Raw genomic sequence first — 16,495 nt, forward strand, 5'->3', positions numbered from 1 at the left:
ATTTCGAAAAAAATTCTATAGAGTGTTAAATATTTGCTTTAGATGGTGCTCCAAATGTTCAATGTAGTCTTTAATAAGCCATTCAAGTGTGACAGTCTGTTCTTCATCTATCTTACATGAATTCTGTAGCTTATCTTCAGGAATTTTTGCAATAACCTCAGCTATCTGTTTATTTAAACTCAACCATAAGTTTAAGATGTGATCAATAGGAAGGCTCTGATAATTCATAAGTTCTACCCACTGATTTTGGGCGTACTTAATAACCACGTAAGGTTGATCTTCATACTGAGCACGAACGAATCGTTGAAGATTGTTGAGTGCGGAGTCGGACAAGTGCCCGAGTATTTCTTTTTTTGACCATTTGTTAGGCTGTGTCCGATCAGAAAGATCAAGTTCGGACAATGCATAAATCTTTGCTGGTATTTCAGTGATCCAATGGTTTAGGCTTTCTAATGTTGGTTTAATTGATCTCACTCCCCTCATGTTTTACATATTATAGCAAATTTCTGTGCATAATGTTACTCTGTTCTTCTGCCCGATCGTAACGCTGCTGCCAATGGATGCCGGGAGCAGCGTCCTTGTTGTTTTATTAAACTATACTTTTCAGAAGTTCAGTCATTAGTTAGGCTATTTTTTGAAGCAAAGAAGTTATTCATCATTTCTTTTGCTGGCGTGAGACGTGCGTCGGCAGAATACCCAAAAACGCAGTAATTAGTAACCGAATCTATATTTATAAAGGTTAATGTTAAGAACTTAATATTCATTAGTTGATTAATGAAATAGTAAACGAATTGTCAAAAAGGATTAATCGCTTTACAAAAGGAGTAATTATAGAAAGCTCTTTTCGAACATATATTTCTCAGATTAAGTGCGTTTTTCATGAAACAAAACCCATTAATTATTGGTGGGTTTTATTGTGCTTTTTAACTAACGTTCTGCGTTAGCTTAATAACAGATACCCTTTAGGATGAAGTTTATTCTAATTTCTCTAATTATTACTCTTAATCATTAGTTTGTGAGTCTCGTACCAGTCCATCTCCAGATAGCCTTGAGGGATATAGACGGGTTCCCCCCAATTTATATCCCCAACCAATGTTCTACTTCCGATATATAGTTGTTCACCATCCATTTGGATGATCGCTCTACGGCTTGTAATGGCCTTGCATTCATAAACTAACTTCATAGCATCAGAATAACTCATAGGAATTCCAAAGGAGTCAAACAGTACTGCATTAGGATCGTGAATTGGCCAGTATTCATTCTCAGAGTCCCAAACCTCGGCAAACCGAAATCCAGTTAAGCCAGTCTGCTCTACTCTTTCCTTAAAAATGTCGGTAACAAATATTTCCGACCTTAGATTTTCTGGAATTTTGAAGATACTTTCATGTTTAATCCTGTCTTTGTGAAATGCATATTTAATAATGTTTCTAACTTTATTATATTCAACATCAATGTCAAGAACAGCCATCGACCTATCTAAGGAATCAATAACATTTAGTACATTTATGGCATAATAGGTGTCCTTAGGATGAAGATAGGGTAATACTTCGATATCGTCTTTGATAATATCGTGTAGAGCTTTTAAAGCCTTGTCATTAAACATTGGATTATCATATACATGGCAAAAATCATACTTCTTTCCTTTTTTTTTTAAACTCTTCTACTTCCGGAGCTTGCCAAGTATCTTTCACACTCTTCCCTCTAAATTTCCCCATATTATAATCATTATCAGTCAGATTTAAAAAAACCTCTATATTTAGTAACAAGTATACTTTCATTACAAATTCCTTTACTTAATAATTTATCTCTGACTCTTGTCTATTGCGTATGAAACAATTCCTAACTGACCTCAATATATCCTCTTTCCTAACTTATATATTAACACATATTGGAAGTATACTGCCCGTTACTTCAATAGACAACGGCAGCCGATCGGGTGACCAGCTGCCGCTATATGAGTATTCAACAAACGTTCACCGTTAGTGTAATCGACCAGCTCTGCTGAGGCACAAAAATGGTTATTTTATTGCATTTTCATCGAACCAAACATCTTGTTCTTTCCCTGTGGTATTAAATCTATATCCATAAGGTAAAGCGAAATATTTGATTAGATCTGGTCTTTTAAATGCTAAATGGTGATAATGAACCGTCATCAAAGATCCCACGTTATCGTCATACAGGTCAGTTGTAAGCCACCATCCTGACATATGCTCTGGTGAAGGATATCTCACTGCATCGACTGCTAGTCCTTCATACACACCTTTAGAAATAACTATCATTTGATTAAAAATTGGAAATTTCAGAGTTGCTCCGTATTCCTGACATTCTTGTTTCTGTTCTTGGACTACTTTAATTGCGTAGTCTGCACCTTCTCCAAAACCTTCACCATTGCTTTGGACTTCCCATATCTCATAATAAAATTCAGAAATTTCACAACATTTTACTAACCAAGAATGGTATGCAATCGTTTGGTCAGGCTTAATTAATGGTTTAGCATCAATTACGTAATTAATTAGGTATCTGATCAGCTCTACATACTCATTACGCAACCTTTTTTTAATGGATATAATAAATTCTTTTTCAATCAATTTATATAGTCCTTTTGTCCGAATGTATCCATTTTCAAACAAAATTTCAATTCCGCGATATTCAATCATTCATTTTCTCCTCATTTCAATTCAGTGCAGTGCACTTCGTCCCTTTTTACAGTTGATTAGTAATTCTAGTTCCATATCACTTTTCCCTTGTCATTAAAATATACTCCCTCAACGAATCCAGGGAGCAGCTGCCGTGAGGCGATCTGCTCCCTGATTATTACTCTATCGTAACCCGTTAGCTTAATCCATCATTGTAATTGGCGAATTTATTTGTTTATGAATTTACTACGGTCAACTGCTTCTGGTGGTTTTTCCAACCATCCGTTGTCAATCATGAGATTTGCGCCATCTTCCACATATAGCATTACTTCGGATTGGCATTTCAAAAATAAAGCACCAATATCTATTCTTCCGTTTAGCGATAAGCCATTGGCATATTCCCTAATTTTCACATTAAACATGTCAACTTTGTGAAAAACCATGAACTTGTCAGAAAATGGTGAGATTGCAGAAGAAGTCACCAAATGATCTTTTAGTGTCGGGGAGGGCAATCCATCTTGAGACAATTTTTCTGTTAACAATTCGATGTGCTTTTGCATTTGCTACTTGAGCAAACCCAATAATAAGTGCTTTACTAGTGATATCGTTATTCAGATTTCCGAAGATATGCGCAATTTCCAATCCTTGTAGGGGTCTACCTTTTTGAAAAAAAGAGCCTAAAAACTTTTGGCTATGTACAAAATCAACTTTTTCAGGGGGCTGAATAACAGGCGAATTCATAAGCTCATTTTTAGATTCTGAAAGTAATCCTGCTCGCAAACCCGGGTATTCTGGATACTTAGGATTACCCCAGATTCCACTCCGAATGAATCTTCGGCACATCGGAAATCAGCTGCTGGGTATATGTGTGCTGAGGATTCAGCAGGATTTTTTCCGCTTGGCCGTTCTCTACGACTTTCCCTTTTTCCATAATATATAATGTATCGCTCACATAATAGGCCAGGCCCACGTCATGGGTGATGAAGATGATGGTCATGTTGTTCTCATCCCGCAGCTTCAGAAGCATATCCAGGATCGTGGAACGTGAGCAGGCATCGACCATGGAGGTCGGCTCATCGGCAATCAATACTTTGGGATGCAGCATAAAGATTCGAGCGATCATTAGCCGCTGCATCTGTCCCCCCGAAAGCTCAAAAGGATATTTGTTATACAGCTCCTCGAACTTCAGATTAACAAAGGAACAGGCGTCTTTCATCTTGTGAAACTGCTCTTCTTTCGAAAGCTTCAGCCCCTGCAGCTTAATACAATCGATTAATAGCTTTTCCACTTTATGAAACATATTGAAAGAGGAGAAAGGATCCTGAAATATCGCCTGGATATCCTTCCAATACTCTTTGCGGTTAGCATGGGTCCTCAGTTGCCTCGGTTTGCCCTTATATTGGATATTTCCGTTGGATTCCTTCAGTAAACCCATCATGATTTTGGCCAGGGTGGTTTTGCCGCTGCCGCTTTCCCCGACTATTGAAATGATTTCTCCTTCATGGAATGTGAAATTCACATCATGAACTGCCGTTATTTTATTCTTTCCGTAACCGAATGTTTTCGTAATGTTCTTTCCGCTGATGAGAACGTCATTCCTGCTCATTATCGTACCACCCCTTTAACGTCTGGGTATCAAAAAGGCACCGGTAAATCCGGTCGTCGGCAACCCGGTTTTCCACTTTCCCTATCCGGCATTGGTCCTGGACGTAAGGGCACCGATCCGCAAACCGGCAGCCCTCGGGTACTTTCTTCAAATTAGGCGGGGCTCCGGGGATAGCAGTTAGTTTATGCTCCTTCATACCTTCTTCGGGAACGATGATGGATCCCATCAATTTCTTCGTATACGGGTGCAGCGGGTCAAAAATCATCTGTCTCGCCGTTCCTCTCTCGACGATTTCTCCCGCATACATGACCATAATATCATCGGTCACATGGTACAGCAGCGGCAGCTCGTGGGTGATGAACACAAGGGATTTGATGAACCCTTTGGCAAGCAAATCCTTCATCAGCTTGATAACGGCCTTCTGTGATGTAACATCCAGTGCGGAAGTCGGTTCGTCCGCAATCAACACCTTCGGATTTAATATACTGGAGATAGCTATGACGGTCCTTTGCTTCATCCCGCCGGATAATTCATTCGGATAAGAGTTCAGTACACTGGGTGACAAATTTAATGTCTCAAAACGCTCGGCAGCCATGTCCCAAACCTGCTTCTTGGTCAACTCCGGTTTATGCTCTTTCATGATATCTTCGATAAAGCGAATGATTCTCAACGTCGGATTCAACGCATTCATCGCCGCCTGAGGAATATACGCAATTTCCCGTCCGGATATTTGTAACCTTAGCTGCTCCTTGCTGAGCTTCATAATATCCGTTCCGTTGATCACAATGGATCCGCTATTATAATGCAGTGGCGGAAAATAAAAGCCCATCAGGCTGAGGGCAAGAGTGGACTTGCCACAGCCGGATTCCCCTGCGATGCCCAGCGTCTTTCCTTCTTCGAGCACGAAGTCGACTCCGTCGACCGCGTGTACCTTTTCTTTCAGCCGAGTTTTATAGTAGGTTTTCAACCTTCCTACTTCTAATATGTTTTTGCCCATAATTAGCTCCTTATCTTGGGATTAAAGATTTCATCCATCCCCGTGTTCATTAAATAAAGGGAGAAGGTGATGATAGCAATGGACAGCGCAGCCGGAATGAATGCCCACCAAGCCCCTGCGACCGGAGCTTCGAACACCAGCGCCCAGTTCATAAGGATCCCCAGCGAGATCGTATTGTAGGGTCCCAATCCCAGCATGGAGATAGAGGCCTCCGATAGAATGCCGGAAGCAGTCTGAAGGACAAAAGCCATAACCACGTAAGAGGCGATGTATGGAAGAATTTCAAACGCGATGATCCGCGGTGTGCTGTGACCGGAAATTTTGGCCAGATTCACATGATCCCGGTTTCTTAAGGAAGTCGTTTGGGCACGTACCGCCCGGGCTGTCCAAGGCCAGCTGGTAACCCCGATAATGACCGCTGTCACTAAGGAACTACGGGAATCGATACTGACGGAGATGAGGATCAAAATGATAAATGACGGAATGACGATGAAAATATTCGTTACGGCTGATAGGAAATTATCGACTAAACCTCCGATGTAGCCTGAAGACAAACCAATCACAAGCCCAATAGAGGTCGCGAAAATACCGGCAATCAATCCTACTTTGAGGGATGTTCTTATGCCGTACGTAAGCTCGAGAAACACATCTCTTCCGAAATTATCAGATCCTAGAAGAAGAGTGGAACTCGGGTGCTGAAAAGCGAGTGCCATCATCTCCAGCGGATCCTTTTTATTAAACAACGGGTAGATCCACACCAGCGCAATCATAGCCAGAAGAACGGACCCTCCTATGATGAACTTGGGGGATTTAACTAATATGCTATATGAATTAGACATGTTATTGATCCTCCATTTGAGCCGCCTTGATTCTTGGATCAACCAATCCATAAACAATTTCAATGATGAAATTCGCAAGCAGCACGGTAGCGGCTATGAGCAGTGTGCACCCAGAAATGAGTGGGTAATCCAGCTGCCGTATGGCGGTAAACAACCAAGTACCGATCCCGGGATACGAAAATACAATTTCACAGATTAAGGATCCACCGACCATCGTTCCTATAGACAGGGCAAGTCCAGTTATTTGGGGAAGCATGGCGTTCCGGAACACATACTTGGCGATCTTCGAATCACGGATCCCAAGCAGCTTACTATAGAGGACGTAGTCCGAATTCAGCTCGTATAGGGACATCTGCCTCATCCCTATGGCTTGGCCACCAATAGTTACTATAACAATGGAGAGAAACGGGAGCGTATGATGTCTTATGACCGAAATGAAAAAATCAAGACTGAGCTGTGGCATCATCTGGTAATCGTATCCACCTGCCAAGGGAAACCAGTGCAGTGTGAGTCCGAATATAAAAAGCATGATGATCGCGAGAGTAAAAAAAGGAATGGAGTTGACGAATAAAGCGGCTGGGAAAAGAACTTTGTCGAACACGCCTCTTTTATAGGCAGCCACTGCTCCGAGAATATTTCCCAGGATCCACCCGGTCAAAATAGCGGGCAGCTGCAATCCTATGGTCCAAGGAACCGCGGAAGCGAGAATATCCGTAACCTGCTTGGGGTACAGGCCGAACGAGGTTCCTAAGTTGCCTGTAAATAAGTTTTTGATATAGATAACAAACTGGGTCCCGATCGGCTTGTCAACGCCAAACTCTTTTGTAAAGGTTTCATATACTTTCTTGATCGAATCGCTGTCCGTCATCCCCTGTGTCATTTGGGCAGCAATCATGCTGATCGGGTTACCTTGGATTAGCCTCGGCAGAACAAAGTTTAACGTCACTGCTATAAGCAGGGTAAGAAAATACCAGAAGAACTTCTTGGTAAAATACTTCGCATAGGCATTCAAATTGTACACACCCCTTGGGTAGCTGATTTAAGGTTGGAAAAAGAAGCCTATATTGGGGTCACATTCACATTTACCCAATATAGGCCCCTATGGGATTAGTTGTGAATCTGGAACAGGGATTTGAAGCCCGCCCCGTCAATCGTTATCTGCGGAGGAATGTTACTGCCATCGCTTTGTGCCGGGAATCCTTTCCAAACCGTTTCATTCACGGTGTGGAATACCCATGGTCTGTACATGAGCGGAATAGAAGGAACATCGGTAAGCCACATTTTGGTCAACTCCGTGTACATGGATTTCAATTGGGCTTCGTCGGAAACCGATGGGATTTTATCGATAATTTCATCAGCCTTCGCGTTCTTATATCTACCCCAGTTCCAGAAGGCCAATTCTCCCAGTGGAGCTACGCCTTTGGAGTACATAATCGCTCTGGCTCGGCTCCAAGGCTGGCTTGGGCTTACCGCACCGGCAGGCGTATTCATGATAATGTCGAATTTCCCTGTCTGCAGATCATTCGTCCAAACAGGTGCTTCCGGGAACTTAGTTCGGATTTCAATACCGATGGATTTAGCGCTTTGGGCGACAATCTCAAGCGATGCATTCCAGTCAGCCCATCCGTATGGACATTCCACTTCGTATGGCCCTAGTCTTGTTCCGTTCAGCACGCGTATACCGTCTGAACCCTTCTTCGCTCCGATCTTGTCGAGCAGGGCGTTAGCACCGGCCACATCCGTAGTCCACTGCAGCGGCTTGATAGCATTCTGATCCACATATTTAGCTTCCGCCGACGTGTTCAAAGTAAGGGATGGCTGCATTGGTGCCGAATATCCGCTCATGGCCAAGTCGGAAACCTTTTTATAATCGATGCTCATGGCAATGGCTCTTCTCACATCCGCATTATCGAGACCCTTCTTCGACATGTTAAAGAAGATAGAAGGCATAGAGCCGGGCAGATAGTACGGTGCTTCCTTCAAATAAGTCCTGATCGGAGCGCCATCCTTCCACATATTCCAAACCTGCGGAATAAACTGCTGGGACACATCCACCTGATTACTTTTGAATGCAAGGTCTCCCGCGGTGTTGTCTTTATAAATAACATGGGTGATGTACTTAGGAGCAGGAAGCTTGCCGAACAAGGCTTTGCCCCAGTAGTTGTCGTCTCGAACGACGGTGATCTTCTGATCGTTATAGAAATACATTTTGTAAGGACCTGTACCTACCGGATCGGCATTGATTTCCTTACGTAGGGTCGGCAGATCGTTGTTGGCCTTCTTCTCAAGCTCTTCCCAGATGTGCTTCGGAAGCATCGGAATCAGCTCTATGCTGTCGAGTACAGTAAGCTTGTTTGGCGTGGTTTTGTTCATTTTAATATTAACGGTATTCGGTCCCTCCGCGACGACATCTTCAATGTAGGTCCAGAAGCTACTCCAGTTGATTTCATATTTTTTCCCTAATTTATAAGTGTAGACTACATCGTCCGCCGTAAAAGGCTTGCCGTCGCTCCATTTGGCGTCCTTGTTGAGTTCCACTTTTAAGGTCATGTCATCCGTCCAAGAATATTTGGTTCCAAGTAAAGGTTCCAATTGTCCGTTCAACTGGTTAATCATGAACAGCGTTTCATAGACCAATTCCCTGGAGTTTCCATAGTTGATGGGAAAAGCCGGATTCCCGCTTATCAAGTTGAAATTGGCAGGCGGTCCCCATTGTAAACCATTGATATACATGGTCTCGTTCCTGGGCGTTTCCTTAAGAGCCGTAGTCGTTGTCGGTGCAGCTGTCTGTCCTGCCGGCACCGTGGTCTCCGGTTTGGTGGTCTGATTGGTAGCCGTGGACGGTGGAGTCGGGGGTGCTTCACAGGCTGCCAAAAGTGTGGTGGCTACCATGGCAAGTCCACTAATTACGGTGACAAATTTTCTGTGTTTCATTTTCTAGCCCTCCATTCAAACAGTTGGACTTCGTAAAAGCTTTATTTCTATGTAAGCGGTTTCTCTAGTAGCCTATGACGAATTTGTTCCTGTTATTACCAATCGGATGGTTCAAGCAAAATAAAAATAGGATACTGGAAATCTCCAGTATCCCTACTTGTTATCACAACTATAGTTGTCGTCCGGAAAGTAAGCTTATAGACACCTTAGACCTCAATTTCATCAAGCATTCCAAACTCATTTTTATCCAGTAGAATTTCATAAGCCAAGTATCCATTGGTTTCTATATGTTGAATTGGAACGACCATTATTGGTTCCTGTGACACTCCGCTCTAATAATTTGTGATGATAATCAAAAAAGCCATAATATAAGCGGCTTGTAATGGGATAATATTCTTATCCATAGCAACAAGAGGTCCAGCGGTGTCTGCGCCTCTGTAATAATGACTGAGTTCATAAAAGTAATTGCCCTCCCGATTTTTAAGAAGGTGAATTCCAATATATATGCCATCTATTCTTGCTTTTAAACATTGGACGACCTCATGAACGGATTCAATATCTGCATGGACATTCTCGAGCTCAGCTAAATTTGACATGCTTTATGCCTCCACGTCATCGCCGATCTTCGTATTTTCGTTTATCGGAGGGACGTTCGCAGACCGATGGAGGCCGGAAAGGACAATGGTGTGGTACGAAAGTGTAGTTCTATCCATAATACACCCACCTAAAAATTTTCTTTATTTTACCATAACACTTACTTAGTAAATACTCAGGTACCCGGAAATACAGGTAGCCAGTCCCGCATATTGTAGATACAATCCCGGCAGGTTAAAATGGAAATAGACCAGAACATTAAAAAGTAGTTTCTGGGCTATTTGAGGTCCTGCTATAAATATAGAAACGTTATCCAGACTATGATCTATTTTTACACGTATCTCGGCTGTACCCGTTATACAGTCCATTTGTCAGAATGTATCCATTTTTAAACAAAATTTCAATTCCGCGATATTCAATCATTCATTTTCTCCCATATCAAAATCAATACACTTCGTCCCTTTTTACAGTTGATTAGTAAATCTGGTTCTATATCACTATTCCCTTGTCATTAAACTAAACTGCCCGATAGCTTAATGAGGCTGCCACTCGTTTTCACGGTGGCAGCCTCATTTTGTAGTTTATTCAAGTAACGTGTCCCGTTAGCTGAATGACTTTTTCTTGTTTGAGATTATTGTTTGCTATTCATTTTTAGACAAAACGTGTGTGTGTGTGTCCAGTCAGCAACCAATCGCTGCTGTTTTTTTCAACACCCGTTTGTCCTCTCTTCATTTCAGTCTATGCACGGGATGGGAAGGGTTATCTCAAGTAACGATTTCGGATGACCCCCATGTGATGAAGCTCGTGTCCTGCGATGCCGTAAGCGAGGGCGCGCGCCGTAATGCTTACGTTGTTGGCTGTGCCCTTGCGGGACCACGCCTCCGTCGGTAACCCGCGCAGCAGTGTGATCGTCGATTGCCGTACGGCCCGGTAGTCTTCGGCCAATTGCGCGGTTGTCCAGCTTCCGAAAGGAGGAATGAACAATTCCTGGTCGAAACCGGGCAGAGGCGTCTGATCCCCTCTTGCAAATCGGAGCAGGCGGTAGGTCATGACGCGTTCACTGTCTGCGATGTGGCCCACGACTTCTTTTAGCGTCCATTTTCCTTCCGCATACCGATGGGCGCTCTGACTTTCGGTCAACGATGCCAACAGCTCGGCCATTTGCTTTTCCTGGGCGAGCAGAATGTCGATGATGTTGCCTTCCGGCACCAACCGGATATACTCGCCGGCGTCCCCGGCGTATTCTTCTTCTGACGGTCTTTGGTTCATGCGTAATCACCTTTCTATGAAGATATAGAAAACTAAAATGCTCTTTCCAATGCTCTACCGCGATTTTTTTGCGAAATTCGTTACTTCGGCATGTCTAATGAATTCGCGAAAGAATAGAACTTTCCTTCCAACAATTGAGAATAAGCAACCACTTAGTTGGTTGGCCGCCAAGCTAAACTGCCCGTAGCTTAATAAGTTTCTTAATAAGGTTCCCATCGTTACATTGGTAGTCTTGTTTTTGAGTTCTTTGGAAACGGGTAATCAAATATTGTGAAGGGCTAATAACCAATATTAATTTTGGATCTCAATGTTGTGCTCTTTACACCAGTCAATTACTAATTCTTTAATCTTATTTTCTCTATACATATACCAATGTTTATCAACACCATGTTCAATTAATCCATCTTTAAATCTCCGAAACGCTCCTCTTCCTTGAATTGCATCATACAGTTCTTCTCGAATCCTCTGATCCTTAATACTCAGAATAAACTCCTCAATGATTTCATATTCATTGAGTTCATTTCTTAATGTGAAGTCAACGTAAACCCCGACTTCATCCTCAATTATGTTAATGGCTTTTTCAATATTCTCCCTTTGCCATACAGGAAATTTTTCAAGAGGCTCTTCATCTTCAGCAGCTCCAATTTCTTCTCTCATTAATGTAATAACCTCACCTGTTATAGTGTTTATAAAAGTAAAAGCATCATCAATTTGAAGTTCAATTTCACTGATTAAATCATCTATCTTTACTGGTTTGTTACTCTTCATATGCCTTTGCTCCTTTTCGATGTATACAAACATCATATCCAAAAAAAATAAACAAAGCTACCTAATCGGTAGCTTCGAACACGCAATGATTGGATGGTCCAACTTTATAGACATTGAACTAAAGTTTCTTCGTTAGTTCAACGAACTAATTGATCTCTTTTATTAGATTTCCGTCTTTATCATAATACTTATAATTTCGAAATTCATATTGGCTACTATCGGTATCGGGAAAATTGACCCAAGCAACAGTCGCCTTATAAGGAATAAACCTTTGCTCCAATTTCTGTCCATTTATACTTACTTGCATTTTAGCAATTTCATTTTCATTATTGGCAACAATCATAAACATACTAAGATGCTCAGGAATGAATGAGCTAAATTTTTCATCCTCACTCACTTGTATATAACTCCACAAAAAATTGCCATCTTCATTTTTTCTAAATTGAATATAGCCAGGACTATTGTTAGATAAAAATCCTACAACCCTTCGATCATTGAAATCCTTTACCTCCAGAATTTCAATTGATTTATTTTCATACCCTTTAATAGATTTAATTACTTTTTCTATGGAATCTTTATCATTTCCATACACATGCTTATTATCGTTAATATAATAAGCCGAGAATCCGATAATTAGTAGCAAAATTGTAAGTGTAAAAAAAGTTAATCTACTCTTTTTCAACAATCTGCCCCCTTTGGTGGGAAAAACTTATTCATTTATAATTATTCAATTTTATCAATTCAATTTCGTTTCCAGAATAATAACCCCCTCGAAAAACATGACGTTTTAGTGCTTGTATAAGTTTCGCTTTTGTTCAAGTATCCCGTTAATTGAATGAATAAAAAAAGAGCTGCCACGAAGCAAGCTCCTTCACTAAAGTTTATCGTTAGCTGAATACCTTATAACCTGGATTTTTATTAGGGTACACAATTCCAATCAAAGTAGTTATCGTCACAGCAGTAAGAAAGGTGTATTTGTTGAAGAACATAGTGTTGGTGTATTGGTTTAATATTGGATAACGGTACACTCTGGAATTGAGATCATCCCATGAGCCTAATAAATCGGATAAATCCTTAACAAAATTCAGCTCGAGAAGAAAGAAAACGACTAAAATTATTAAGCAAATAATAAATATTAAGGCTTTGATTTTATTACTCACTTTCCGTAAACCAGTGCGAAGAACTAAAAAGTAAAATATATTAAAACCGATAAAAATGGGAATTGAAAATAAAATTGGAACTAATCCCAGATTTCCGTTTCCAGATGTTTTGTAGGGATCAATCGTAAAAAGATTTACCAAGTAAAAAAGTATGATACTCAGCACCAACAAAACAACAGTCGTTCTTATCTTTGCTTTTTTACTCATTTTCAACAATCCATTCAATTAAGTTCCCCCTTCTTATACTATACCACGCTCTACTGTCCGTTACTTCAATAAAAAAGGAACAGCTGCCGACCCGCGGCATTCTGCTCCCTTATTTTGAACTATCGTATCCGTTAGTTCAATGCTCAAGTGCCTAAAACTACCCATTAATTCAATGCCATTTATTAAACGGAACTCACGTGAGTTTAATAAGATCTGTTGGCTTAGCCTTAGGTTTTTCTTCGTTACGACTTTACGACTGAACATACGTACATCTAAAAATAATAAACATTACTTTTATCCTGAGCATATAGTATAGGATTCTTAATATATGGAGGTATTAGAAGAAATATGAGGACTAAGCGTTCCATTACTCGATTATCATTGAGGAATCGTGTCATCAAGACTATACCAGTTGAAAGAAACCCCTCCAAAATCTATCTTAATGAGCCCCTTAACCGGATTTATGTACTTAACACCGGAAGTAATACCGTCACTGTAATAAATGGTGATACGAATAGAATAATTCGCACCATAAGTGTTGGCAACAACCCGTTTCACGCTGCGGTAAATCCTCGTACCAACCGATTTTATGTATCCAATACAACAAGTGGAACCGTTTCCGTCATTAACAGTATCACAAATAGGATCATAAAGACGATCAAGCTTTCATCCAGTGTGGGAAATATAGCTGTAAATCCGTCCACCAACCGAATCTATGTAATCAATCGTAGTAGTAACACATTAGTTGTTATCGACGGCGAAACCAACAAAATTATGTCTAAAATACCATTGGTCGGAATTCAACCGATAAGTGTTGCTGTGAATCCTTTAACGAATCGAATTTATGTCGTGTTTGCGAATACAGGGAACTTGGCCGTCATAGATGGAAAGAGCAATCTGATAATCGCAAATCCTCAAACGGGGCCAGCTTTCGTAGTTTTAATCAATACTAGGACAAATCGAATTTATGTCGTTAAAGACGCTGATATTATTGTAGTTAATGGAAACACCAACAGACTCATAACCGTAATATCCCCCCCTACTCTCCATGAAATCATTGATCCCGCTTTAAATGAGCGAACAAATCGACTGTATTCTGCAGATCCTGATGGTGGCACGGTAAGTGCAGTAAATTTGCGAACAAATCGGATAATCCAGACGGTACGTACTGGCGAATCTCCAGCTGTTATCAATGTTGACCCTATAAGAAACCTTGTATATGTTCCGGAATTTGGCGGCAATGTTATCGTGATAAATGGGGCGGATAACACGATTCTTACACGTATACGTACGGGAGTCGAACCTTTTAACGGTGTTTTGAATGCCCGAACCAATCGTTTGTACGTCCTGAGTAACAGGGATCGTAAGGTTGTCGTTATACAAGCTTATGATTACGACTTTATTTTAAACCAGCCTCAACTTTTCCTGTCACTCACTAATTAACCTAAATTGAGAAAGGCAGCGATCATATGACCGGCTGCTTTCCGAATGGCGGATGTTCTCTTACTTTCCTAGATTGATCCGCAGCACAGATGTGATCTGATTGAATTCCATGAGGACATCCCCCGCTGTTAAATCCAACTGTTCTGCAGTTCGCGGTGTAACTTGGATGAATGGCTCAACAAATATGGGGTGCTCAATGAATCTGACTCCATATGAACATTTTGATAAGAACGAGTGGTTTATCACCATTGCTATAGTTTGTACGTATACTTTCTCGTACTTTCTGCCAAGGAAATTAAAACCAGAAATTACCTTTTTGCTTTTTTTGTGGGGGTTCACTGTAGCGAAGTTTTGGGATTTTACGATCGGAGGAGGGGTGTTTGACTTTTATGAAGTAAACGATTCGCCTCATTACGACATGTTTGACTTAGTTTCTTACTTTCTTTATTCTCCATTTTCCTATTTCTTTATTTATTTTTATGAATTGTTTGGAATAAAAACGAAAAGTGTCGTATTATACGTAGTTGTTTGGTGTATTTTATCTCTAGGAGTCGAATGGATCAGTGTTGTTTTTAAAATGATCACATACAAGAATGGATATTCAATAATTTTTTCAATCCCAATTTATTTATTTACTTTAAGTTTGACTTTACTCTTTTACCGATGTATTAATTTAGGTAAGTTAGTTCTTAAATAAAAGAGAAGTTCTATCCAAAGAAACCACTCCATTGGCAGGAGTGGTTTTGTCTTTATATGCTGATATATATATTGTGGTCAAAATGAACTTTGCACTTAGATACATTACGGTGACCCGTATCACTAAATGATATTAAATAGCCATCCCACTACGCTCTACTGCCCGTTAGTTGAGCAAAGGCTGCCGAAAATGCCGGCAGCCTCATGTTAGTTGTGTATGTAATTAACGTTCTGCGTTAGTTGAACAAAGGTACATTATCGTATATTGTACATACAACTCGAATTGATTCTATGAACACAAAAAAAGAAATCCCCTTAAAACTTAAAGGATTCCTCTTTTTCGGTACACTACAAGGTGATATCGAATGAGTATTCTGGGTATGGTGTGCGCTATGGTGCTATTAGTCTATTCAGTCTAGAGAAATGGGTATGGGCTGTTTCGAATGTTCGAGCCATCTTGTTCTTTTATTACCAAGCAAAAACTGCAAGAACGATTACAAGTAAAACATAAAGGACCAATACCACCGCAGCTGAGGAGTAGCCACTATAACCTGCACAACTTGCACCCATAATTAATCATTCCCCTCAAGTTAATTTTCATTACGGTATAATCATACGCTCAGTACATAGTTCTTGATTGGACATATGCCTGGGATTTCTTTCTGGAAGGTAAAAAACACAAAATAATTCGTTCCTCTAAAGGACGGTTTTTTGTTTAGGAAAACGGAGGTATTCGTGGAACAATTGACCAATGCTGCCCGTTAGTTGAGTAAAGGCAGCCGTTCACTAGACGGCTGCCTTCCCCAGTGTTTATTCAACTAAAGTTCACCGATAGCGCACGTGTCAATACATTATACTGATGTTGCACATTTGTATATAAATGTTGTTATTCAAATTTAGTTGTCATTCATGAAGTTCTCCTCTTGGATCTAAAACTTTAATTTCATTTGATAAAAGGGTCTAGCGCTTGAAGATGAGAATGGCAATAACTAGAAGCAATGCGCTGCAAACCACCTGCTCGACTTTCATCCATACCGGTAAAGTCAAGAAAAAAAGTACGGCGGTGAATGCGATGAGCAATACCGTCACAACGATACGCAACCGCATCAATTCACGCGGTTTACCTATGGCAGCCCGACTTGCAAAGACTACTGTCAAGACCGATGTAGCAGCGACGATGATGCCACGTACCCAAGCCTAAGGGTTTACGAGGTTTGGTGCAGTATACGATAAAATAATGATCGCCACGACGGTCAGCCAGCTTATCAAGCTATAAAGAGTGACAAGCCATCTGACGGAACGAAGAGCTGGTGTTGTCATCTTTGGATTTGCATGGTTGGCAGCCA

The 16,495-nt window shown here is 40.8% G+C and carries 17 protein-coding genes; 1 reads left to right on the forward strand and 16 read right to left on the reverse strand.

Going from position 1 to position 16,495, the window contains the following annotated elements:
- Positions 1-15: 15 nt before the first annotated feature.
- From RQP52_RS27065 to RQP52_RS27135, 15 genes are all read right to left on the reverse strand, one after another.
- On the reverse strand, positions 16-465 hold the full coding sequence (locus RQP52_RS27065) for a DinB family protein (protein ID WP_379174443.1): 450 nt from the start codon (positions 463-465) through the stop codon (positions 16-18).
- Positions 466-988: 523 nt separating this feature from the next.
- Entirely contained in the window at positions 989-1,603 is a 615-nt protein-coding gene (locus tag RQP52_RS27070) for an imm11 family protein (RefSeq protein ID WP_315954732.1), read from the reverse strand.
- Positions 1,604-1,628: 25 nt separating this feature from the next.
- The gene (locus tag RQP52_RS27075) at positions 1,629-1,766 is read right to left on the reverse strand and encodes a hypothetical protein (RefSeq protein WP_315954733.1); all 138 of its coding nucleotides are present in this window, start codon (positions 1,764-1,766) and stop codon (positions 1,629-1,631) included.
- Between the two features lie 252 nt (positions 1,767-2,018).
- Positions 2,019-2,657 (reverse strand): immunity protein Imm33 domain-containing protein, encoded by a 639-nt coding sequence (locus RQP52_RS27080; RefSeq protein ID WP_315954734.1) that lies wholly within the window; start codon positions 2,655-2,657, stop codon positions 2,019-2,021.
- A gap of 206 nt (positions 2,658-2,863) precedes the next feature.
- Positions 2,864-3,196 carry a DUF3231 family protein gene (locus tag RQP52_RS27085; protein WP_315954735.1) on the reverse strand — a complete coding sequence of 111 codons (333 nt, stop codon included), beginning with the start codon at positions 3,194-3,196 and terminating at the stop codon, positions 2,864-2,866.
- A 245-nt stretch (positions 3,197-3,441) separates the two neighbouring features.
- Complete coding sequence (locus tag RQP52_RS27090; RefSeq protein ID WP_127457969.1) at positions 3,442-4,242, reverse strand: ABC transporter ATP-binding protein; 801 nt, start codon at positions 4,240-4,242, stop codon at positions 3,442-3,444.
- Positions 4,229-5,239, reverse strand: a complete 1,011-nt coding sequence (locus RQP52_RS27095) for an ABC transporter ATP-binding protein (RefSeq protein ID WP_315954736.1) — start codon at positions 5,237-5,239, stop codon at positions 4,229-4,231. The genes RQP52_RS27090 and RQP52_RS27095 overlap by 14 nt, the downstream gene beginning before the upstream one ends.
- Before the next feature lie 2 nt (positions 5,240-5,241).
- A complete protein-coding gene (locus RQP52_RS27100) occupies positions 5,242-6,078 on the reverse strand; it encodes an ABC transporter permease (RefSeq protein ID WP_315954737.1) in 837 nt (278 codons plus the stop codon).
- Between the two features lies 1 nt (position 6,079).
- Entirely contained in the window at positions 6,080-7,090 is a 1,011-nt protein-coding gene (locus tag RQP52_RS27105; protein WP_127457972.1) for an ABC transporter permease, read from the reverse strand.
- A gap of 95 nt (positions 7,091-7,185) precedes the next feature.
- Positions 7,186-9,012 (reverse strand): ABC transporter substrate-binding protein, encoded by a 1,827-nt coding sequence (locus RQP52_RS27110; RefSeq protein ID WP_127457973.1) that lies wholly within the window; start codon positions 9,010-9,012, stop codon positions 7,186-7,188.
- Positions 9,013-9,344: 332 nt separating this feature from the next.
- On the reverse strand, positions 9,345-9,608 hold the full coding sequence (locus RQP52_RS27115; protein WP_315954738.1) for a hypothetical protein: 264 nt from the start codon (positions 9,606-9,608) through the stop codon (positions 9,345-9,347).
- Between the two features lie 757 nt (positions 9,609-10,365).
- Positions 10,366-10,875: a DinB family protein gene (locus RQP52_RS27120; RefSeq protein ID WP_315954739.1), complete on the reverse strand. Its 510-nt coding sequence runs from the start codon at positions 10,873-10,875 to the stop codon at positions 10,366-10,368.
- A gap of 291 nt (positions 10,876-11,166) precedes the next feature.
- The gene (locus tag RQP52_RS27125) at positions 11,167-11,643 is read right to left on the reverse strand and encodes a UPF0158 family protein (protein WP_315954740.1); all 477 of its coding nucleotides are present in this window, start codon (positions 11,641-11,643) and stop codon (positions 11,167-11,169) included.
- Positions 11,644-11,788: 145 nt separating this feature from the next.
- The gene (locus RQP52_RS27130) at positions 11,789-12,325 is read right to left on the reverse strand and encodes a hypothetical protein (RefSeq protein WP_315954741.1); all 537 of its coding nucleotides are present in this window, start codon (positions 12,323-12,325) and stop codon (positions 11,789-11,791) included.
- 205 nt (positions 12,326-12,530) lie between these two features.
- Positions 12,531-13,028, reverse strand: coding sequence for a hypothetical protein (locus RQP52_RS27135; RefSeq protein WP_315954742.1), 498 nt, complete (start codon positions 13,026-13,028; stop codon positions 12,531-12,533).
- 330 nt (positions 13,029-13,358) lie between these two features.
- Here RQP52_RS27135 and RQP52_RS27140 point away from each other — a divergent pair, with 330 nt between their 5' ends.
- Entirely contained in the window at positions 13,359-14,453 is a 1,095-nt protein-coding gene (locus RQP52_RS27140; protein WP_315954743.1) for a YncE family protein, read from the forward strand.
- A 1,656-nt stretch (positions 14,454-16,109) separates the two neighbouring features.
- Here RQP52_RS27140 and RQP52_RS27145 read toward each other — a convergent pair.
- Positions 16,110-16,307, reverse strand: coding sequence for a hypothetical protein (locus RQP52_RS27145; protein WP_315954744.1), 198 nt, complete (start codon positions 16,305-16,307; stop codon positions 16,110-16,112).
- Between the last annotated feature and the right edge of the window lie 188 nt (positions 16,308-16,495).

This window comes from Paenibacillus violae (assembly GCF_032461945.1).
GTDB lineage: Bacteria > Bacillota > Bacilli > Paenibacillales > NBRC-103111 > Paenibacillus_E > Paenibacillus_E violae.